Annotated in this window: 14 protein-coding genes; 9 read left to right on the plus strand and 5 right to left on the minus strand. The window is 72.0% G+C overall.

Going from position 1 to position 22,199, the window contains the following annotated elements:
- Position 1: 1 nt before the first annotated feature.
- Positions 2-1,297 carry an amidase family protein gene (locus B124_RS11960; RefSeq protein WP_496502733.1) on the plus strand — a complete coding sequence of 432 codons (1,296 nt, stop codon included), beginning with the start codon at positions 2-4 and terminating at the stop codon, positions 1,295-1,297.
- A 27-nt stretch (positions 1,298-1,324) separates the two neighbouring features.
- Here B124_RS11960 and B124_RS11965 read toward each other — a convergent pair whose 3' ends face one another.
- A complete protein-coding gene (locus B124_RS11965) occupies positions 1,325-2,308 on the minus strand; it encodes a TauD/TfdA family dioxygenase (protein WP_496502734.1) in 984 nt (327 codons plus the stop codon).
- Between the two features lie 31 nt (positions 2,309-2,339).
- Positions 2,340-3,740 (minus strand): amino acid adenylation domain-containing protein, encoded by a 1,401-nt coding sequence (locus tag B124_RS11970; protein ID WP_496502735.1) that lies wholly within the window; start codon positions 3,738-3,740, stop codon positions 2,340-2,342.
- Positions 3,741-3,869: 129 nt separating this feature from the next.
- Between B124_RS11970 and B124_RS11975 the strand changes: the two genes are divergently transcribed.
- Genes B124_RS11975 through B124_RS11995 form a run of 5 tightly spaced genes read left to right on the plus strand, consistent with a single transcriptional unit; the run spans position 3,870 to position 10,825 of the window.
- Positions 3,870-7,121 (plus strand): non-ribosomal peptide synthetase, encoded by a 3,252-nt coding sequence (locus tag B124_RS11975; protein ID WP_496502736.1) that lies wholly within the window; start codon positions 3,870-3,872, stop codon positions 7,119-7,121.
- Positions 7,118-8,437, plus strand: a complete 1,320-nt coding sequence (glyA, locus tag B124_RS11980) for a serine hydroxymethyltransferase (RefSeq protein ID WP_496502737.1) — start codon at positions 7,118-7,120, stop codon at positions 8,435-8,437. The genes B124_RS11975 and glyA overlap by 4 nt, the downstream gene beginning before the upstream one ends.
- An 11-nt stretch (positions 8,438-8,448) precedes the next feature.
- Positions 8,449-9,009 (plus strand): phosphopantetheine-binding protein, encoded by a 561-nt coding sequence (locus tag B124_RS11985; RefSeq protein ID WP_496502738.1) that lies wholly within the window; start codon positions 8,449-8,451, stop codon positions 9,007-9,009.
- 54 nt (positions 9,010-9,063) lie between these two features.
- On the plus strand, positions 9,064-10,065 hold the full coding sequence (gene gntD / locus B124_RS11990; RefSeq protein WP_496502739.1) for a guanitoxin biosynthesis L-enduracididine beta-hydroxylase GntD: 1,002 nt from the start codon (positions 9,064-9,066) through the stop codon (positions 10,063-10,065).
- Positions 10,066-10,087: 22 nt separating this feature from the next.
- Positions 10,088-10,825: an SDR family NAD(P)-dependent oxidoreductase gene (locus B124_RS11995; protein ID WP_496502740.1), complete on the plus strand. Its 738-nt coding sequence runs from the start codon at positions 10,088-10,090 to the stop codon at positions 10,823-10,825.
- 51 nt (positions 10,826-10,876) lie between these two features.
- On the opposite strand, the gene B124_RS12000 is transcribed toward B124_RS11995, so the two are convergent.
- The gene (locus tag B124_RS12000) at positions 10,877-16,006 is read right to left on the minus strand and encodes an amino acid adenylation domain-containing protein (protein WP_496502741.1); all 5,130 of its coding nucleotides are present in this window, start codon (positions 16,004-16,006) and stop codon (positions 10,877-10,879) included.
- Between the two features lie 150 nt (positions 16,007-16,156).
- Between B124_RS12000 and B124_RS12005 the strand changes: the two genes are divergently transcribed.
- From B124_RS12005 to B124_RS12015, 3 genes are all read left to right on the plus strand, one after another.
- Positions 16,157-17,380 (plus strand): MFS transporter, encoded by a 1,224-nt coding sequence (locus B124_RS12005; protein ID WP_496502742.1) that lies wholly within the window; start codon positions 16,157-16,159, stop codon positions 17,378-17,380.
- Positions 17,377-18,567 carry a cytochrome P450 gene (locus B124_RS12010; protein WP_496502743.1) on the plus strand — a complete coding sequence of 397 codons (1,191 nt, stop codon included), beginning with the start codon at positions 17,377-17,379 and terminating at the stop codon, positions 18,565-18,567. The genes B124_RS12005 and B124_RS12010 overlap by 4 nt, the downstream gene beginning before the upstream one ends.
- A gap of 451 nt (positions 18,568-19,018) precedes the next feature.
- A complete protein-coding gene (locus tag B124_RS12015) occupies positions 19,019-20,119 on the plus strand; it encodes a hypothetical protein (protein WP_496502744.1) in 1,101 nt (366 codons plus the stop codon).
- Positions 20,120-20,157: 38 nt separating this feature from the next.
- On the opposite strand, the gene B124_RS12020 is transcribed toward B124_RS12015, so the two are convergent.
- Positions 20,158-21,564, minus strand: coding sequence for a LuxR C-terminal-related transcriptional regulator (locus tag B124_RS12020; protein ID WP_496502745.1), 1,407 nt, complete (start codon positions 21,562-21,564; stop codon positions 20,158-20,160).
- Between the two features lie 4 nt (positions 21,565-21,568).
- The gene (locus B124_RS12025; protein ID WP_496502758.1) at positions 21,569-21,766 is read right to left on the minus strand and encodes an MbtH family protein; all 198 of its coding nucleotides are present in this window, start codon (positions 21,764-21,766) and stop codon (positions 21,569-21,571) included.
- Positions 21,767-22,199: the final 433 nt, after the last annotated feature.

Below are 22,199 nucleotides of genomic sequence, written 5' to 3' on the forward strand. Positions count from 1 at the left end.
GATGAACACAGTCCTCAGCCTGCGCAGGGCGCTCCGTCGCGGTTCGCTGTCCAGCCGGGAGCTGGTCGAGAGGTGTCTGAGCCGGATCCGGCTCCGCAATCCGGCACTCAACGCGGTGGTCACCCTGGACGCGGACCGGGCGCGCGCCGCCGCCGACCGCGCGGACCGGGCCGCGCACCGGGGCGAGTGGGCCGGTCCGCTTCACGGACTGCCCTTCACCGTCAAGGACGCGCTGTCCACCTCCGGCGTGCGCACCACAGCAGGCGTGGCGGAACGGATCGATCACGTTCCCGGCCACGACGCCGCCGCGGTCGCCGCCCTGCGACGGGCCGGTGCCATCGTGCTGGGCAAAACCAACACTCCACCGTGGGCGACGGGCCTCCAGACGCACAACGAGGTGTTCGGCACGACCCGCAACCCGTACGACACGTCGCGAACCCCGGGAGGGTCCTCCGGCGGGGCGGCCGTGGGGGTCGCCACGGGGATGACCGTGTTCGAGGTGGGCACCGACCTCGCCGGATCCCTTCGGGTACCGGCGGCCTTCTGCGGGATCTACGCCCACAAACCGACCTATGGGCTGGTGCCGCAGGACGGGTACCTCGGACTGCACGAGGACGTCGACATGAACGTGGTCGGGCCCCTGGCGCGGGCCGCCGGTGATCTCGACCTGCTGCTCACCGTCCTGTCCGGCGCGGCGGCGGGCCGGCTGCCCCCGCCGCGCCACGGGCGTCTGGAAGAGCACCGCATCGGTCTGTGGCTGGACGATCCGGGCTGCCCCGTGGACTCCGAGGTCGGGGACGTGCTCGCACCGATCGGGCACCGGCTCGCCTCCTGGGGGGCGAGGATCGCCGACCGGCCTCCGATCGACCTCGCCGACGCCGCCGCCGCGTTCCGGGAACTCGTCACCATCGCCACGCTGAGGCAACGGGCCCCGGAGGGACGGCGGATCGAGCCCACGGCAGAGCTCGAAGCCGTCCGCACCCGGCTGCGGTCCGTCTGGGACGACTACTTCCGGACCTGTGACGTCCTGCTCTGCCCGGTCACGCCGATGGTCGCGTTCCCGCACGACCGCCGCCCGGCAGCGGCCCAGCGGGTGACGGTCGGCGGCCGGGCCCTGCCCCCTCTGCGCTGCCTGTCGTGGGCCGGTCTGGCCAGTGCCGCCTACCTGCCCGCTACCGTCGTTCCCGTCGGGCACACCCGCACCGGGCTGCCCGTGGGGCTGCAGATCGTCGGCCCGTACGGAGAGGACCGGACCCCCCTGCGGGTCGCGCGGGAGCTGGCCCGGCGCCTCGGCTGAGCCGGAGCCGCACCACCGGGCGCCCCGTCACCGACCGCCCCCCGTCGGCAGGTGGACCACCGGGCCGCCGCCCGGGCGGTCCGCGCGGGAGGAGCGGAAGTCGAGCTGGATGAACGCCCTCTGCAGCCAGCGGTCGTGCCCGTCGTAGCGCGGCCGGAAGACACTGCGCCCGTGCAGCGCCACCCGGTTGTCCACGAGCGCCAGATCACCCGGCCGGAGGCGCACCCCGCGGCTCGCCGTCCGCAGGGCCTCGCCCAGCTCCGCCATCGCGGCCCCGGCCGCCGTGTCGCGTGGCCGGGTACTGGTGAAGTCCACCCTGATCCCGGGGTCTTCCGGTGCCCCGTACAGGATCGCGTGCGGCCCGGGCGTACGGTCGACGGCACCGAACGACGCCGGTGCAAGCGTCTCGAACCGTTCCTCGTGCAGTACCCGCCGGGTTCCGGGCGAGAGGTGCTCCAGCGCTCCGCGCACGCACGCCACCGTCAGCACGGCGTCGTCGTCGTGGTCGTTGCGCAGGCAGAGCAGCGCCACGTGGTCGGGGCGGTGGGAGTGGAACGCGTTCTCCACATGCAGCGTCAGCTCGGTCGAGCCGGCATTGCCCTGGTACTCCTCCATTCCGCGGACCGGAACCACGTTCTGTATCAGGGCTCCGCCCTTCTCCTCGCGGTAGGCGAGCAGTTCACCGAGCTGAAGCGCCACGAGCGCCAGCGTCGACGCGGACACCGTGGGGGCCCGCTCGACGGAGTCCGGTACGCACGGAGTGGGAGGCAGCGGCCCCGAGGCGACGGGCAGCCCGCGCAGCAGGAGCATGCCGTCGGGTCCGGGGTCGCGGCGGAACCGGCGCAGTGCGTTCCGGATCCGCTCCGGCAACCCGTTCGAACCGGCGGTCGCCTCCTCCACCCACGCCGGATCGTCGACCCCCGCGGCCGACGAGGCCGCGAGATCGGCGGCGAGCGTACGCAGGGTGAGCTGTTCCCGCGTGCTCGCGACAACGGTGCCGGAGTGCGTCATGGCCGACGGCATCTTGATCCTCACTGTCGTATCAGAGCAGCTCGCGGTCGAGCTTTCCGTTGGCGGTCAGGGGAAGGCGCCGGCGGACCGCGATCTCGTCCGGTACCAGATAGGCGGGCAGTGTCCGCACCAACTGGTGCCGGAGGGCGGCGGGGACGGGTCTCGCACCCTCGACGGGCACCACGTGGGCCACCAGGCGCCCCTCGGAGACACCGACGGCCGCCTGCGCGACATCCGGGTGTGTTTCCAGCGCCGCCTCGACTTCGCCCGGTTCGATCCGGTATCCCCTGAGCTTGATCTGGGAGTCCGCCCGGCCGGCGAACTCCAGCAACCCGGCCGCGTTCCACCGGCCGAGGTCACCGCTGCGGTACATACGTGAACCGGGCGGACCGTACGGATCGGGGACGAACCGCTCCGCCGTCAGCGCCGCCCTCCCCAGGTAGCCCCGGGCGACCTGCGGGCCGGCGATGCACAGCTCCCCGACGGCACCCCGCGGTACCTGCCGGAGCCGGTCGTCCAGCACGTGGATCCGCGTACCCGCCACCGGGAGTCCCAGCGGCAGCACGCCGTCCGCCACCTCGTCCTCCGGCCCGATGCGGAACTCCGTGCAGCCCACCGTCGTCTCGGTGGGCCCGTACTCGTTCACGACGGTCACCCCCGGGTGCCGTGCCCGCCAGGCGGCGACGGCCGCCCCGGACAGCGGCTCTCCCCCGAGGACCAACTGCCCGCTGGGGGAGCAGGCGGCCGGCAGCGCCGTCAGCAGGGGGACGTGGCTGGGGGTGGCCTTGAGGAAGGTGTAGCGGTGGCCCTCCGGGCTGCCCGTTCCCACCGGCACGATCCTCACGGCACCGCCGGCCAGCAGCGGAGCGAAGAGCGCGGTGACGGTGAGGTCGAACGACAGCGGCGAGTGCAGGGGTACGTGCCCGGCCACTCCGGGATAGGCGTCCAGACACCAGCGCAGGTAGTTCACGACCGACCCGTGGGTGACCATCACGCCCTTGGGCCGTCCCGACGAGCCCGAGGTGTAGATCACGTACGCGCAGTTGGCGGCCGTGCTCCTGGCGGGCAGCGCAGGCTGCCCGCGGTCACCGGACGAGTCGAGATCGTCCGCGGTGAGGACGCAGACGGGCGAGGAGTCACGGACCATGAGCCGGATGCGTTCGGCCGGGTAGGCCGGGTCGATCGGGAGGTAGCAGCCGCCCGCCTTGAGCACCCCTATGCAGGCCGCGACCGCTTCCGGCGACGGCGCGATCTGCACCGCGACCACCCGCTCGGCGCCGACCCCGCGAGCCACGAGCTCACGGGCGACGTGCTCGGCGCGGGCATCGAGTTCGGCGTAGGTCCACCGGGTCGACTCGGCTGCGACGGCCGTCGCGTCGGGGGTGCGCCGGACCTGTTCGGCCAGCAGGCTGGTGAGCGTCGCGTCCGCCATGACGCCATGCAAGCGTCTTCGGCACGAGCCTCGTAGTCCGGGAAACCACCTACGTGCGCGGGCGCGTGTCCTCACCGATCGTGGTGAACAGTCCCCGGCCGATTGGACGGACACGTGCACACCGAAGTCATGCATCTCCCGGTCGCCTACGCTCAGCAACGGATCATGCTCATCGAGCGACTGGCGCCGGGGACTGCGGCGTACCATGTTCCGTTCGCGCTGCGGCTGCGGGGGAGTCTGGACACCGGGGCGCTGCGGAAGGCGCTGCGCGACGTGATCGCTCGGCATGAGGCGCTGCGTACGTCGATCGGGCTGGTCGACGGCACATTCGTCCAGGTCGTCCGATCGGCCATGGAGAGCCCGCTGCGTGTCGTCGACCTCGGCGGCACGCCGGAGGCGGCGGACGACGGCCTCCTGCACGCCCTGCTGCAGGAACGGGCAGCCGCGCCTTTCGACCTCGACGCATGCCTGCTCCGGCTGGAGCTGTACCGCCTCGGCGAAGCGCACCACGTGCTCGCCGTGACCATGCATCACGCCATCTGCGACCACTGGTCCTGCGGCGTCTTCATCCGCGATCTCTCGGCGCTGTACCACCGGCACCGCACCGGCGAACCCGCCGGTCTGCCCGAACTGCCCGTGCAGTACGCCGACTACGCCGTCTGGCAACGCGAAACCCTGACCGAGGACCGGATCGCCGAGCTCGTCCGGCACTGGCGCGCGGAGCTGGACGGGGCGCCGGAGGTCATGCACGTTCCGTCCGACCGGCCCAGGACCGCCACCCAGACCTTCCGCGGCGCGGCCGAGCGGGTGGGACTGTCCCCCGAGGTGTCCCGCGCGGTGCTCGATCTCGGCAGGAAGCTGGGCGCAACTCCGTTCATGATCATGCTCGCGGCGTTCCAGCTCGTACTCGGACGCTGGACCGACCGCGAGGACGTGGTCGTCAGCACCGGAGTCGCCACCAGGACGCCGCAGGTCGAGGAGCTCATCGGAAGCTTCATCAACATCGTCCTCATCCGGTCGTCGCTGGCCGGCAATCCGTCCTTCGCCGACTTCGTGGGCAGGGTGCGGTCCGGCAGCCTCGCCGCGTTCGACCACCAGGACCTGCCGTTCGACGAACTCGTCGCGGCCATCACGCCCTCGCGTGACCTGAGCTACCAACCTCTCACCCAGGTCATGTTCACCGTGCAGAACGCCCCCATGCCCACACCGGACATAGCGGGGCTCGACGTCAGCGCGTGGCCGGTCGGCCGGCACGCCACCCAGACCGACGTGAACCTGCAGCTCTGGCTGGACGGCGCCCGCTTCGAGGGCTTCGTCGAGTACAGCACCGACCTGTACGACGCCGCCACCGTCCGGCGCCTGTTCGCACAGTTCGACACCCTGCTGGCCGCGGCGGTCGCCGCCCCCGACTCCCCGGTGGACGGGCTTCCGGTGCACGACGCCGAGGCTGAGGCGAGGATCGTCTCGGCCTGGAACGCGACCGGGACGGCACACCCCCGGCCGGGCCTGCATGAGCTGGTCGCGGAGCAGGCCGCGGCCGATCCCGCGGCGACGGCGGTCATCCACGGCGACATCCGCGTCAGCTACGGCGAGTTACTGCGGCGGGTGACGGAGCTGGCCGGGAGGCTGCGATCGGCCGGGGCCGGCCCCGACGTGGTGACCGCCGTGTACCTCGACCATTCGGTCGACCGCGTCGTGGCGACCCTGGCCGCGCTGACCGCGGGCAGCGCCTATCTGCCGCTGGATCCCGGCTACCCGGCCGACCGGCTGACGTTCATGGTCGCGGACGCCGCGCCGCAGGTGCTGGTGACACGTGGCGACCTGCACACCACGGCCGCCGGCGGGATCGCGGCCGGTGTCCCGGCAGTCGTCCGCATGGACGAGCAGACCGGTCCCGCCGGGCCGGTTTCCGTGTCCACCCACCCGGAGAACCTGGCCTACGTCATCTACACCTCGGGCTCCACCGGCCGGCCCAAGGGCATCGCCGTGCGGCACGGCGGGGTGACGAACAACATCGCGGATCTGAACCGCATGGCGGAACTAGGCCCGGGGGACCGGGTGCTGGCCCTGTCGTCCATGAGCTTCGACATGTCGGTCTACGAGATGCTGGGCGTGCTGGCGGCGGGCGCGACGGTCGTCCTCCCGGATGCGGAAAGGGCCGGAGACCCCCGGCACTGGCTCGACCTGGCGGTCGAGCACGAGATCGCCGTGTGGAACTCGGCGCCCGCCCTGCTCGAGGCGTTCGCAACGGCGGCCGAGACCTCCGGGACGCTGCTGCCGTCCCTGAAGACGGCGTTCCTGGGCGGGGACTGGGTCCCCCTCACGCTGCCCGGCCGGATGCGCGCCATCGCACCCCGGATGGCCTTCGTGAGTCTCGGCGGGGCGACCGAAGCGTCCATCCACTCGATCGTCTACCGGGTGGAGAAGGTATCGCCGGAGTGGACGAGCATCCCGTACGGCCGTCCGCAGGACAATCAGCAGGCGCTCATCCTCGACTCCCGCGGGCGGGTCGTCCCGGTCGGGGTGCCCGGCGAGCTGTACCTCGCCGGCGCCGGGCTCGGCCGCGGATACCTCAACCGCCCGGGGCACACCGCCGAGCGGTTCCTTCCCCACCCCTACGCCGGCCGCTATCCGAACGTCCCGGCCGGAGCGCGCGTCTACCGGACCGGTGACCTGGCGAAGTACCGGCCCGACGGAGTGATCGAGCTGCTCGGCCGCCTGGACCACCAGGTGAAGATCCGGGGGTTCCGGATCGAGCCGGGGGAGGTCGAGGCGGCCCTGCTCACCGAGCCCGATGTCGACGAGGCCGTGGTCGCCGCCGCCACCGGGGCGAACAAGGAGCGCGTCCTCACGGCGTTCGTCGTCGCGTCTCCCGGCGGCGAACCGGATCCCGGGCGGCTGAGAGAGCGGCTGCGTGACGTACTCCCCGGTTATCTGGTCCCGGCGTCGATCACGGTCGTCGACCGGATTCCCCTTTCCCCCAACGGCAAGGTCGACCGCGCCGCGCTCGCCGCGCGGCGGCCCGCACCGCACGCCCCGCCCGGCGACGACGCGCCGCGCACCCCGGTCGAGCAGGTGATCGCCGCGATGTGGCGCAGTGTCCTCGACCTCGACACGGCCGGAGTGACGGGGGACTTCTTCGCCCTCGGAGGGCATTCGCTCAACGCCGTCGAGCTGGCTGCCCTGCTGGAGGAGACATTCGGCGTCGAGGTGCCGCTGCGCGTCGTCTTCGAGGCTCCCTCCGTCAGCGCGCAGGCCGCCTGGCTGTCCGGCGCCGCCGGCAAAGACCTGGATCTGGACGCGATAGCCCGCTCCGCGCTGCACCTCAACAGCCTGTCCGATGCCGAGGTCGAGCGTCTGCTGGCCGGGGAGGCAGGATGACCGCGTCGGTCGCTCCCGCTCCGGTCGGCACCGGCCTCGGCTCCGCGGATCCCGTCCTGTCCGGCCTGCTCGAACGCGAACGCGAGCGCCAGCACCGCACGCTGGCGATGATCGCGTCCGCGAGCCCGGCCGACGCCTCGGTGCTGGCCTGTATGGGCAGTGACCTGGGAAACGTGACCGCCGAGGGCTATCCCGGCGCCCGGTACCACGCCGGCTGCGAGGTCGCCGACGCGGTCGAGCGCCTGGCCGTCGACCGCGCGCTGGCGGCCTTCAACGCGCGCTACGCCAACGTCCAGCCGCACTCCGGAACCACGGCGAACCAGATCGTCCTCACCAGCCTGATGAATCCCGGCGACACCCTCCTGGGCCAGCGCCTCGACGCGGGCGGCCACCTCACGCACGGGGCCCGGCCGTCGTTCACCGGCAGGTACTTCAACGGCGTGGGCTACGGCGTCGGCGCGGACGGGCTGCTGGACTACGGGGAGATCAGGCGACTCGCGCACCGGCACCGCCCGCGGGTCATCGTCAGCGGGGCGAGCGCCTACCCCCGGCAGATCCGGTTCGACCGGTTCCGGGCGATCGCCGACGAGGTGGGCGCCTACCTCGTCGCCGACATCTCCCATATCGCCGGGCTGGTGGCAACCGGCCGCCATCCCAGCCCGATCGACATCGCACACGCCACGACGACCAGCACGTACAAGCAGTTGTACGGCCCCCGGGGCGGCCTGATCCTCAGCGGTCGCGACGCCGACGCGCCCGGACCGGGCGGGGTGTCCCTGCGTGAGACCTTCCAGCGCGCGGTCTTCCCCTACTTCCAGGGCACGCCTCAGCTCAACGCCGTGGCGGCGAAGGCGCGGGCGCTGGCGATCGCCGCCTCACCGGAGTTCGCCGCCCTCACCGGGAGGATCACCGAGGGCGCACGGGCACTCGCCGCGGAGCTGCAGTCCCGGGGCTGGCAGATCGTCACCGGCGGAACGGACACCCACATGGTGCTCGCCGACGTGCGCGCGCTCGGCCTCACCGGCGTCATCGCAGAACGGGCGCTGGAGCGCTGCGGCATCCTCACCAACAGGAATTCCATCCCCCAGGACGGCCTCGGGCCGAGGGTGGCGGGGGGCCTGCGTCTCGGCACCAACACGCTCGCCGTCCGGGGCATGGCCGATGCCGCCGTCCGGGAGTGCGGTCGCCTCCTCGACGACGTGTGCCGAGCGGTCCGGCCCCGGGGACACACCGGATTCGACCTCCCCGAGAAGGTACGCCGGGACGCGGCCGACCGCGTGGCACGTCTGTGCAGGGCCCACCCACTGCCGAACTGAAGGAGATTGCGATGAGTGACCATTCCGGCGTCGAGGAGGCGCTCCGCGAACATGAGGCGGTCGAGCACGCCGCGGTCGCCGTCGTCGACGGGACGCCGACGGCGTACCTGGCCGCCACTCGCGCCCTCGGTACGGAGGAGATCCGCACGTTCGTCGCGGCCCGGCTGCCCGCCGACCGGATCCCCGACGTCTTCGTCCAGCTCCCCGCGTTGCCGCTCACGCAGGACGGCGAGGTCGACCGCGCCCGGCTCGCCGGCATCGACCTGGACGCCCAGCACGACCGTCCCCCCTACGTGCCGGCGCGGACGGACGAGGAGAAGGCCGTGGCCCGGGCGTGGACGGAACTGCTGGGAGTCTCCCCGGTCGGGGTGCACGACGACTTCTTCCAGCTCGGCGGGCATTCCCTGATGATCATTGAGCTGGTGACGCTGCTGGAGGACGGATCCGGCCGGCGGGTGCCTCTGAACGAACTGTTCACCGCCGCCACACTGGAGGAGCAGGCGCGGCTCCTCACCGCACCCGCTGAGGGTCCGGTCGCACGGCTCACCGCCCTGCCCCGGCCGCGGGAATGAGCACGGACCGCGCTGTTCCCGTGTTCGCAGCCTGACGACCACCGAGGAAAACCCATGGCTCTGCTCGACATCACGCTCAGCCCGGCCGACGCGGCCACGCTCTCCGCGCTCGCCGAAGAGATCGACGCAGACCCCGGCGAGCCCGGTTTCTACGACCGCTGCTGGTCGCACAGCGACCGGCTGCCCGACCGGCTGCACCGTCAGCTCACGGACTTCCGGCGCACCGAGCCCGCCGAAGGGTGCATCGTACGGGGCCTGCCGGTCACCGCACACGGGGCCGGCCCGACGCCCGCGCACTGGGCGGAGGCGGCGGACGACACCACGGCCAGGAAGGCGGAGACCCTGCTCGCGCTGTGCGGGATGGTCCTGGGCGAGCCGTTCGCCTGGTCGACGCTCCAGGCGGGGCGCATGGTGCAGAACATCCTGCCGATCCGCGGTGACGAGCAGGAGCAGAACGGCCACGGCAGCCAGGCCCTGCTGGAGTTCCACACCGAGGACGGGTTCCACCCCGACCGATGTGACTACCTGCTGCTGCTCGGCGTACGCAACCACGACGGAGTGCCGACCCTCGTCTCCTCGGTCCGCGACATCCGCCTGGACGAGCGCACCCGGACCGTACTCGCCGAACCCCGCTTCCACATCCTTCCCGACCACGAGCACATCCGGCAGCTCGCCGAGCGCGACCCGGGGGGCCCGGCCCTGGCCGCGGCACAGGAAATGGCGGAGCACCCGCCCGCGGTACCGGTCCTCTTCGGCGACCGGCTGCATCCCTACCTGCGGATCGACCGGCCGTTCATGAGGTGCGTATCGGACGACGAAGAGGCCGAGGCCGCGCTCGACACGCTGATGGAGGAACTGCACCGGGTCCGGCGCGAGGTCGTCGTCGGCACCGGCTCCCTGCTCGTCGTCGACAACTACCTGGCCGTGCACGGCCGCAAGGCGTTCCCGGCCCGCTACGACGGGACCGACCGCTGGCTCAAGAAGCTGACGGTCCGGCGCGACCTTCGCCGCCTTGAACGGGCCCGGCCCGCCGGGAGCCGGCGAGTTCTGTACTGACGCCGATCACCATGGAGGAGCCATGCGGACCGTCATCATCTCCGGAGCGTCGAGCGGAATAGGGGAGGCCACGGCGGATCGCTTCGCCCGGGCCGGCGACCACGTGGTCAACCTCGACGTCGCCCCGCCGCGGGACGGCTCGCCCGCGGAGTGGATCGCGGTCGACGTCGCCGAGTGGGATGCCGTGGCGCAGGCGGTCGCAGGGGTGTACGAGCAGCGAGGGCGGCTGGATGTCGTGATCGCCAACGCCGGCATCAGCGTGCGCCACGGCGTCCTTGAGCTGACGGAGCAACAGGCCCGGCGCACCGTGTCGGTCAACCTCCTCGGCGTTCTCGCCCTGTGGCAGGCCGCGGCGCGCGTCATGGTGGCGCGAAAGGAGGGCGTGCTCCTGGCGACCGCCTCGGTCAACGGGCTGCGCGGCTATCCGTTCTACGCGGACTACAACGCGACCAAGGCGGGGGTGGCGGCGCTGTGCCGCACCTTCGCGCTGGAGCTGAGCCCTCATGTCCGCGCGGCATGCGTGAGCCCGGGGGCCGTGCTCACGCCCATGCAACTCGCCGAGTACAGCGAGGCCATGCTCGACGAGACCAACCAGCGGATCCCGGCCGGGCGCCACGCCGCCCCGTCCGAGGTCGCGGAGGCGTTCTACTTCCTGGCTTCGCCTGCCGCGGGCTTCCTCACCGGGCAGGAGCTGGTCCTCGACGGCGGTGAGACGGCCGGGGCCACCACGAGCGTCTTCGGCAAGGGCGGACTGTCCTGACGGACGGGGGCAGCGGCCGGCGCCCCGGCGCTTGCCCGCCGACGGCCCGGGTCAGGACCCGTCCGGGCCGCGGACGACGTACCGGCTGCGGTCCACGGGCACGATCGGACCCGCGGCCGACGGCCGCGCCCCGCCCGCACGCCGTGCCGCCGCCAGCCGCGCCGCGACACCGGCGACCGTCGGCTCCTCAATCACCTGTCGCAGCGGCAGGCGCACCCCGAAGGTCTGGTCGATCCTGTTCGCCAGTCGCGACATCATCAGCGAGGTCCCGCCGACGTCGAAGAAGCTGACGCTGCGGCCGACCGACGCCATGGGCAGCAACTCCCCGACGAGGCGGGCAAGCTGCCGCTCCTCGGGACTCATCGCCGGGCCGTCGTCGACGGCCGCCGCCAGCGGGGGCGGCGGGGGGAGGGCACCGCGGTCCACCTTCCCGCTGGCGTTCACCGGCAGTCCGGGCAGCCACACCACCCCGGCCGGCACCATGTAGCCCGGCAGCTCTGCGCTGAGACCACCGAGGATCTCCTGCTCCGAAGCCGTCCCGTCCCCGACGAGATACGCGATCAGGACCGGGTCGGCACCGCCGCGGTACACCTCGACCACCGAGCGGCGCACGGCAGGGTGCTGCTCCAGCAGCGCCTCGATCTCCCCCAGCTCGACGCGCCGCCCGCTCAGCTTGACCTGCTGGTCGATGCGGCCCAGAAACTCGATGCGGCCGTCGGCGCGCACCCGGGCGAGGTCGCCGGTGGCGTACATCCGCTGACCCGCCACCCCGCAGAACGGGTCCGGGAGGAACCGTTCCGCGGTCAGCCCGGGCCGGCCGAGGTAGCCGGTGGCCACGCCGTGGCCACCGATGTACAGCTCGCCCGTGGCCCCGGCCGGCAGCGGACCGAGGTGCTCGTCGAGCACGTACACCGTGGTGTTCGCGACGGGCCCGCCGATCGGCGGGGAGCCGGCCGTGTCCGCGGCATCGAGGCGGGCCGAGGCCGACCAGATGGTCGTCTCGGTCGGACCGTACATGTTGAACACCCGGTCCGCAGACGCGCACAGCCGCGCGGCGAGCTGCCGCGGCATCGCCTCTCCTCCGCTCAGCACGGTCAGACCGGGGTCCGGGGACCACCCGGCATCGGTGAGGAGCCCCCAGGTGACCGGCGTGGCCTGCATGTGGGTGAAGGCCCCGGCCTCCAGCCTGCTCCGCAGCCCGTGGCCGTCACGGACGGTGTGGTCTGCGGCGAGGTGGCAGGTCCCGCCGGAGACCAGCGGGAGGTAGACCTCCAGTGCGGAGATGTCGAAGGAGAGGCTCGACGGCGCCAGCAGGCTCGATTTCCCGTCCATCGGGACGATACGCGCCATCGCGGCAAGGAAGTTGTTCAGCGCACGGTGCGGCACCACCACACCCTTGGGCCTGCCGGTGGACCCCGACGTGTACAGGACGTAGGCGGGGGCCTCGGGGTGCACGGGCACCTCGGGCGCCGCGGCGGGCGGGTCGGACAGCCCGCCGGCCACCCGGTCGAGGTCGAGGACCGGGCAGGGCGGCGCGGATCCGGCGGCCCCGGAACGGCTGATCATCAGGTACGCGCCGCTGTCCGCCACCAGGTAGCCGATCCGCGCCGGCGGCAGCCCCGGGGACACCGGCAGATAGGCGGCTCCGGCCTTCAGCACGGCCAGCATGCTCACCACGGCGTCCGCGCTCCGCGGCAACTGGACGGCGACCACGTGCCCCGGGCGCACGCCCCGCGCGATCAGCACGTGTGCGAGCGCACCGGCGGCACGCTCGAGCCCCCCGTAGGTCAGCTCCTCGTCATCGGTGACGAGCGCCGTTCCCTCCGGGCTCAGCCTCGCCTGCCGCGCGATCCGCAGGTGGACGTGGTCGTCGTCCCGGTACGCCAGGAGCGGCCCGGTGAGCATCGCGGGCTCCGCCGTGGCGATCTCCCGCACCGGCTCGCCGGAGCGGCGGATGATCTCCTCCAGAATCGAGGTGTACTGGCGGACCAGGCGGGCCGGCGACTCCGGCTCGAAGAGGTCGGTGTCGTAGACGAGTTCCCCGACGAGACGCTCCCCGACCTCCCCGAGATGCAGCGCGAGGTCGACCATGGCCCCGGTGCGGGGCAGCGCAACCGACTCGCAGACCGCCGGGCCGAACCGGCCCGGTTCTCCCGGCGTGTTGACCGCCATGGCCGCGATCGGCACGTCGCCGCCGGCGGCGGCCTGGTACAGGGCGAACATCACCTGCACCAGCGGCGGCCGGCTCGGATCCCGGCGGGCGTCGACCTGGTCGGCCAGCTCGACGAACGGCAGCGCCGCGTGGCGGAAGGCGTCCCTGCTCACCGCGCCGACGTGGTCGAGGAGCCGGGTGAAGGAGTCGTCCGGGTCCACCTGGCAGCGCAGGGGCACCGTGTTGATGCAGCTTCCGACGATCCGGCCCGACCCGGTGCTGCCGCGCCCGTGCACCGGTGTGCCGACCAGGAGATCGCGCTGTCCGGAGTACCGCCACAGCAGGACGGAGTAGGCGGTGAGCAGAACGGTGAAGAGCGTCGTGCCCCGGTCCCGGGCGAGTCGCCGCAGGCGCGCCGTGAGAGCGGAATCGAGGGCGAACGGCGTGGCGGCGCCCCGCATACGGGGGACGGCCGGGCGGGGCCGGTCGGTACTCAGGCCGAGGTCACCCGGCGCGCCGCTCAGCACCGAACGCCAGTGGTCGGCGAGCCTCCTGCCCTCCGGCCCTGCCAGGAGCCGGTGTTCGCGTGCGACGAGTCCGGGAAACCCCGGCGCCTCCTCCTCGCCCGGCCGGCCGCCGCCGTACCGCTCGGCGACCTCACGGAGTACGAGGTCGATCGACCACAGATCGGAGACCAGGTGGTGCACGGACAGCACGAGCCGGTGCCGGTCGGGTCCGGTCCGCAGGACCGTGAGCCGCACCGGCGGGCCCTCCGCGACGTCGAGCGGCGTGTTCGCCGCGACCGCGGTGCGTTCGCCGAGGAGTTCCTGCGGCACGTCCTCGAAGCGGCAGTCGGGCACGAGCCGCGCGTGCACCCGCTGCACCGGTTCGCCGTCCACCACGGGAAAGGTGGTGCGCAGGGCGGCGTGGCGGTCGACGGTGCGGGTGAACGCGTCCCGCAGCGCGTCCGCGTCGAAGAGGCCGTAGACGTCCACGGCGGCGCTGAGCAGGTATGCGGTGCTCTCCGGCGCGATGTCGTAGCTGTAGCGCATACCCCGCTGCTGCGCGGAGAGCGGGTGGTCTCCGGGCTCGGCCGGGTGGACCGGCCCGTCGCCGGGGCGGGTGCCCGAGGCGCAGAGTTCGCGGGCGGTGCGGTGGAGCAGCTCGTCGACGGCAAATTCTCTGCCGGTCCGCCTGCCCACGCGGTGTGCGACGGTCAGCGCGTCGAGGGAGTCGAGGCCCAGCTCGATGAGGGGCCGGTCCGCGGAGACCTCGCCGATCGCGACGCCGAGCAGGGAGGCGATCTCCGCACGGAGCCGTGCGAGATCGCTCCCGCCGGCCGCGGCGCCGGTCCCGGCAGCCGCCGGCGCTCCCGGGTGCCCCTGCTCCGCCCCGGGCGCGGCGGAGGGTGCTGCCAGCGCACCGAGGGTGCCGTCGAGGAAACGCTGCCTGCAGGCGTGCCGGGCGACCTTCCCGCTGGAGGTACGTGTCAGTCCGGCGAAGGGAACGAGGGCGACATGCCGGGGCCGTACCCCGTGCCCGGCGCCGACGGCGGCTCTGACCCGGTCGGCGATCTCGCCGACGTCTCCGCGGCCGGCCGCTCTGCGCAGCTCGCAGGCGACGACCAGTTCCTCGCGGTCGGCACCGGGCACGGTGAACACCGCACAACCGTGGGAGCGCAGGCGTGGGTCGGCTCCTTCGGCGGTCACCTCGATGTCCTGCGGGTGATGGTTGCGGCCGCGGACGATGACGACGTCCTTCACCCGGCCGGTCACGTACAGTTCCCCGTCCTTGAGGAAACCGAGGTCGCCGGTCCGCAGCCAGCCGTCGCGGAACACCTCGGCCGACCGCTCGGGCTGGTTCCAGTAACCCCGGGCCACGCTGGCACCGCTGACCTGGATCTCGCCCTCGGTCCCCGCGGGTACCGCCGCCGCGGTGTCCGGGTCCACGATCCGCAGTCCGACGCCGGGCAGCGCCCGGCCCGTGCCGACCACCGTATCCGCCGAGCCTCCCGCCGCCGACGTCCGGAATCCGCGACCGCGCTCGCCCGCGGTGACGATCAACGACGACTCCGCGAGGCCGTAGCAGGGGAGCAACGCCGTGGGGGAGAAGCCGGCATCGGCGAAGGCGGCGGCGAACGAGCGCATCGTCCGCTCCCGGACCGGCTCGGCACCGCTGAACGCGACCTCCCACGAGGAGAGGTCGAGCGTCGCGCGCTGCTCGGCCGGAACACGCTCGGCGCACAGGCCGAAGGCGAAGTCGGGGCCGCCGCTGACGGTGGCCCGGAAGTCGCTGATCGCGCGCAGCCAGCGCGCGGGGTCGTGGGCGAACGACGACGGCGGCATGAGCAGCGTGGAGCCGCCGCAGAACACGGTGCCGAGGACGGATCCGATCAGGCCCATGTCGTGGTACATCGGCAGCCAGGAAACCGCCCGCGTCTGTGCGGAGAGGCCGAAGGCGTCACGGATGAGTGCGGTGTTGGCCAGCAGGTTGTCGTGGGTGAGCATCACGCCCTTCGGCCGGCCGGTGGAGCCCGACGTGTACTGGAGGAAGGCGAGGTCCCCGCCCCCGGGCCGCGCGGTCCGCCGGCCCCGCGACAGCTCCGCGGGATCGGGGACCACCATGTCGAGTCGGGCGACGGACGGCAGGTCACGCCGGTGCCGCAGTCGCTCACGCAGGGCCGCCGTGGTCAGCGCGACGCGGGCGCCACTGTCGTCGACCACCCCGGTGAAGCGGTCGACGGACGACGGGTGGCGGCTCGGCGGATAGGCCGGGACCGCGACGACGCCGGCGTAGAGGCAGCCGAAGAACGCCTCCACGAACTCCAGCCCGAACGGGTGGAGCAGCACCGCCCGCTCCCCGGTGAGATCACGTTCCACCAGGTCGCCCGCGATCGCACCGGCCCTGGCGTGCAGTTGCGCGTAGGTCAGCTCGGCCGGTGGCCTGCCGTCGTCGGCCTGGAGGGTGAAGACCGCCCGGTCCGGTGTCCGCTCCGATGCGGCCTCCATCACGTCCTGCCATGTCGTCATTCCACGGCCTTCCTCAGACGGTGACGTGTCCTTCCCGCGCCCTGACCAGCCTTGCACCACGGGCTGAGCCCGCGGCGTCAGTGCTTTCCCCGACTGCCGTGCCGACGGCTTGCGAAGGAGGGTTCTGCTCAGGGAAGAACAGGAGGCGTCGTGAGCACTGTCAGCCTGCCCCGCGACTTCAGACGGCTCTGGGCAGGCAACGCCGTCACCGAGTTCGGCTCCCAGGTGACCATGACGGCGCTGCCCCTCGTCGCGGTCGGGCTGCTCGACGCCACCGGATTCGAGATCGGGCTGCTGCAGAGCCTCTACTTGCTGCCCTTCTTCCTGCTCGCTCTCCCCGCGGGGGTGTGGCTGGACCGGACGGCGCGGCGCCCCGTGATGGTCACTTTGGACCTGGCCCGCGCGGCACTCGTCCTCAGCATCCCGGTCGCCGCCGCGCTGGACTCGCTGACCTGGCCGCATCTGTACACCGTGGCGCTTGCGGGAGGCGCGATGACCCTGGTGTACGAGATAGCCGCCGCGGCCCACCTGCCCGCGCTGGTGCCGGCTGCCGCGCTCTCCCAGGCGCACAGCAGGATGAACGTCAACCGGGCCTTCAGCGGCACGGCCGGCCCCGGTGCCACCGGTGCCCTGGCCGGGATCGCCGGCGCGGCCATGGTGCTGCTCCTGGACGTGGTCACCTATCTGGTGTCCGCGTACATGCTGGCCTCCCTGCGGCTCCGGGAGCCACCGGTGGCGTCGGGGGCACGGAGGAATCCGGTCGTCGAGGCGCGGGAAGGGCTCCGGGCGGTCTTCGGCAACGCGCCCATACGGTGGCTCGCCGTCCACGCCGCCGTCTACGCGGGGGGCCTGCAACTGGCGATGGTGTCGTCCGTCATCTACCTGCTCAAGGACGTCGGCCTCGGCCCCGGCTGGTACGGGTTCGCCCTCAGCCTCGGCGGCGTCGGCGGCATCATCGGTACGCTCACCGCGCCCCGCATCGTCCGGTGGGCCGGATACGGCAGAGCGCTTCTCGGCGGCATCGTGTTCGCCACCGCACCGTTCGTCCTCGTGCCGCTGGCCACCGCTTCCGGTACCGCGGTGCTGTGCGCGGGTACGGCGTTCTTCCTGGTCGGCGCCGGAAGCTGCGTCGTCGGTACGTCCGCCATGACCCTCCGGCACCTGCTCACGCCCCGGGCCCTGCACGCCCGTATGAACGCCAGCTACCGGCTGCTGCCCATGGCGGCCAACCCGGCCGGGGCCCTCACCGCCGGCGCCCTGGTCGAAGTGGCCGGCGCGAGAAACACGCTCTGGTTCGCCCCGGTCGTCCTCCTCTCCTCCATCGCCCCAGCCTTTGCGTCCCCGCTACGACACCGCAACGAGGTGCACATATGACGGCCGCCCCGTACCCGGTCGCCGAACTCGGCGATGACGGTTTCTACGCATCGACCGATCCGACCGGCCTGTGGCGGTCGCTGGTCGAGGAAGACGCCGCGGTGTGGACCCCGCCGAACGCCGCGCACAACGGATTCTGGTCGGTCTTCTCACACCGCGCCTGCGCCGCGGTGCTGGCCCCCGACGCACCGTTCACCTCGGAGTACGGGATGTTCATCGGCTTCGACCGGCACCAGCCCGACTCCGGGGGCGGCCGGATGATCGTGGTCAGCGAGGGGGAACAGCACGACCGACTGCGGCGCGTCATAGGCGCATACCTCGCGCGGGCCACCGCCGGTCCGCTCCGCGAGGTCATCGCGCGGGAGATCGCGGACTTCTTCTCGGCGGCCCGCGGGCGTACGGTCTCCGAAGCGACGGATATCGCCTCCGGTCTGCCCAACACCGTGGTGTGCGAGATCCTCGGCGTACCGGCCCGAGACCGCGAACAGCTACGGCAGTTGACCGCGTACGCGGTCGGTGCACCCGACGACCCGGAGCGGATGTCGCCGTCGTCGGCGCACCTTCAGATCATGGGCTACTTCGCGGACCTCGTGCGGCACCGCCGCGGCACTCCGGGCTCCGACCTGGTCAGTCATCTGCTCGGCGACGGCATGGACCAGCACGACGTACTGATCAACTGTGACAACGTCTTCGCCGCGGGGAACGCGACGACGCAGCATGCGATCGCGGGCGCATTCGACGGCTTCGCCTCGTCACCGGGTGCGCTGGAGGTGCTGCACGCCGACCCGGAGGCCCTCAGGGTGGCAGTCGAGGAGGTGCTCCGCTGGTCGACGCCCGGACCCCACGTGCTGCGGGTGGCGCTCCAGGACACGGTCGTCGCCGGTCAGCCGGTGCCCCGGGACTCCGCCGTCGTCTCGTGGCTGGTCGCCGCCAACCGCGATCCGCGGGTGTTCCCCTCGCCGGACCGGTTCGACATCGGCAGACGCCCCAATCGCCACCTCGCCTTCGGGCACGGCCTGCACTACTGCATCGGTTCCACACTGGCCAGACTGGAGTTGCACATGCTCCTGGCCGCGCTCGCCCGGCACACCACGGCGGTCCACCGGGCGGGCCCGGCCGAGCGGTTGCGGGCGACCAAGGTGAACGGGTACCGCCGTCTTCCGGTCTCCTTCTCGTGGCGGGGCTGATCATGCGAAGGACGACATCGGCCCTGAAGCCGGCGCGGTTCCGGTCGGCTCTCGCCATCGTCCTCCCTCTCCTCTGCGCCGCCGCGGCACTGCTCGCCGTCCAACCGCCCGCGGGCAAGGGGGCCGGCTCCGCGGCCACGGAGTTCTCCGCGGAGCGGGCGCGCACACATCTGGAGCACATCGCGCAGAAGCCGCGTCCCACCGGGGGCGCGTACACCGCGGAAGTCCGCGACTACTTGCTGGAGACCCTCCGGGGCATGGGCCTGACGGCCGAGGTTCAGCGGGCCACGGAGTTCGAGGAGGAGCAGCCCGGCGACGTCGTCGGCGCGCGGGTGGAGAACGCGTCGAGTCGAGCAGCCTTCAGCACCACGGTGAGTACGCCACCGACGTCGGCGCGCACCTCGCCTCATCCGACCTCCCCCGGTCCACCGCGGACGACGTCTACTTCACCATGCCCTGGATCGGTGTGGTCTCCTATCCCGTATGGGCGACCTACCCGCTGCTCTGCCTCGTTCTCGCGCTGGTGGCAGCCGCCGTCGTGAGAGGGCTGCGCCGAGGTGACCTGGCACCGCGGCGGCTGGCACTGGCCGTGCCGCTCGCCGCGTGCGGCACGATCCTGGGCGGCCTGGTCCCGTTCGCCCTCTGGCAGGCACTCCACGCGTTCTACCCCGGCTACGACGACATCGCCAACGGCGACGTCTGCAACAGTGGTCTCCACCTGGCCGCGTTCGGCTTCCTCACCGCTCTCCTGCTCGCCTTGTGGCTGCGCTGGTGCCAGCGCAGGGTGAAGGCTCCCGACCTCGCGGCGGCGACGGCGGTCTGGTGGACGGTCGTGACGCTCACGGTGGGCCTGCTGCTCCCCGAGACGGCCTACGTGTTCGCCTGGCCGCTGCTGGCCGTCGCGGTGGCGCTCGTCGTGCCCCGGTTCCGGGCGGCCGGGTATGCGGTCGCTGCGGCGGTCGCCCTGCTGCTCACGGCCCCCGCCGTCTACCTGGCGCTCCTCGTCAGCGGTCTGGAGTTCGCCTGGGGTGTCTTCATCCTCGCGGCCGGCCTGTTCCTCCTGCAGCCGGTGAAGAGCGGCCGCATGCCGAAGTTCTTCCGCAACCGCTATCCGTTCCGGACCGGCGAAGCACCCGTGGTGGATCTGCCGGCGCCCGAGATCAGGGTGCGCGAAAGCAACGTCGCGGACGGCGTCCGCACGGTCCGGTTCCACGTCAGCGCGCCGCGCAGGCCGCCCGTGCTCGTGGTGTCGGCTCCCTCGGACCTGAGGGTACGCACCGCCGTCGTCGACGGAAGGAGAGTGCCGAGCCGGCCCGGCACCCGCGACGGCGCCCCGTGGGCCCTGGAGTTCATCGCCGTTCCCCGGGAGGGACTCGACATCACCTTGGAGGTGCTGTCCGACGAGCCGTTCCCCCTGCGTGCTTCCGACCGCAGCTTCAGCATCGAGGAGATCCCCGCGCTCGCCGGGGAGGTCGACCGCCCAGCCGACACCATGCCGGGGAACAGTCACGGCGACTTCGTGATGACCAGTTCGTCGATCGTGATGGACTGAGGAGGTCCGTCCCCGGTGGTCGCCCGTGCCCGCCAGCTCTAGGTCCGGGCGACCACTCTGTTGGCCACGATCAGCCCGGCCAGCTCGGCCCGGCTGGACACGCCGGATTTGGCGAAGATGCGCGCGAGATGCGTCTCCACCGTCTTATGGCTCACCCCCAGCAGACGCGCGATCTGCCGATTGGTCCGCCCTTCGCTGACCAGCCGCGCGATCTCGTACTCTCGTCGGCTCAGCAGAGACGGCTCCTCACTGCCCTTCTCCGGCCGGGTCAGCAACGCCTCGTACCGGGTACCGATCCGCTCCCACCTGGCGGCGCGCTGCAGTCGCCCCACGGCCCGCTCCGCACGGCTGAGGAGCTTCGCGGCCCTGCTGCGTTCCCAGACCGGCAGCTCGCACAGCTCGTCACCCGCGGCGCCGACAACGGCGCTGACACATGCCGCGGTGTCGCCCTTGGCAAGGACCGCGGCACCGTAGGAGAGTTGCGCGCGCCGCCACTGGGGGCTGTCCAGGTCGACCGCCCGCATCGCCTGCCTGGCATCCTCCAGGGCATGCTCGTAGCGGCCTGCGGCGAGCGCGATGTCGGCTCGTCCCACCAAGGCCATGGCCAACTGGTCGTGATGGCCGAGGGAACGCGAGCGGGACACCGCGCGTTGCGCCCGATCGGCCGCGGTCGGCAGATCTCCCTGCCGCAGGGCCAGTTCAGCGAGCCCGGACTGAAGTGAGGCTTCGACCAGATACTGGCCACTCGCCTCACAGACCAGCAGCCCTCGCCGGAACCGCTGCTGCGCGGTCCGCCACCAGCCGAGGTGCGTCTCGGCCCAGCCGAGGTCGGGCATGATCGCTGGACGCTCGGCCAGTTCCTCGTCGGTTCGCGGGTCGACCAGCTCGGCCGACGTCCGGATGAGCCGGACAGCCTTGCCGACGTCCTCGCGGCCGATCTCCTCGATCGCGAGCATCACCAGCGCGTGGGCCCGATAGAGGTGCCGCCCCTGCCGCGTCGACGCCCACGCGGCGTCCGACCAGGACCAGTCCGTGTCCCACAGAGCGGTGGCAGCCAGTTCCAGCCGCAGCGCCACGTCGTCCGCGGTCTGCGGATTCCCGATCGCCCGCCGCAGGATCACCCGGGCGTGGGTGAAGCGGCCGTCAGCGAGCGCAAGGGCCGCCAGCAGGTCAGCGGCCTCGTTCAGCTCTCGTTTCACGCCGACGACCGCGCTCCACTGGGCGAGGGCCGTACGGCACTCCGCCAGCTCACCGATCCGCATACGCGCACGAGCCATGGCCAGGAGCAGATCGGCCTTCCGGTGCTGACCGTCCCGGACGGCCGGGAGCAGTTCCAGGCCCGCCCGGCACCATTCGACGGCCATCCGCGGATTCCGCCTCAGAATGGTGTCGGCCCCGGCCGCGAGGACGCCGAGCACGCTGCCCGCTTGCGGCAGAGCATCCACAGGGCTAGCCCTCGTCCATCGCCTTCCGCAGACTGAGCGGCCTCATGTCGGTCCAGACGGCGTCGATATGCGCCAGGCACTCCTCCTTGGAACCCGTCACTCCCGCCGACCTCCAACCGCCCGGTACATCACGCGCGGCTGGCCAGATGGAGTACTGTTCCTCATCGTTCAAGACGACCACATAGCTGCTCAGATTGCTCACTGCTCCCCCGTAGTCGCAGATGACGATTTGATTTATTGCCGTGCTTTCTATCCAATCCAGGTCATCCCGAAACGCCACAGATATATGCTCTCGGCAGGTCGCTTGACCTGCAGTTTCCGAAGATTCGCAAGTCTTATTCACCGAGTGCCCGAGAATGCATCCCTCAGAATACGACCTCCGAGACCGTCCAGCTATGGTGGCATCCGGTAACTGACACTTTCTTGTTAGTCGACGACTCATTCATCAGTGGCGACTGCTGTTCCGGAGCCAAAGGGTCCGGGTTACCTCGAAGAAAGCCAGTTCGATAACCCGATCGTAGTACCGCGTGGGTTTGAATTGGCGACAGGCAGGATCAGCCCGGCTGCGGGAAGAGATCCACGCCATGATCAGGCCTCTCGGCTCACCAGCCCGAACGGCAACTGGTGCGTGTCGA

This window comes from Streptomyces sp. CNP082, assembly GCF_059570535.1.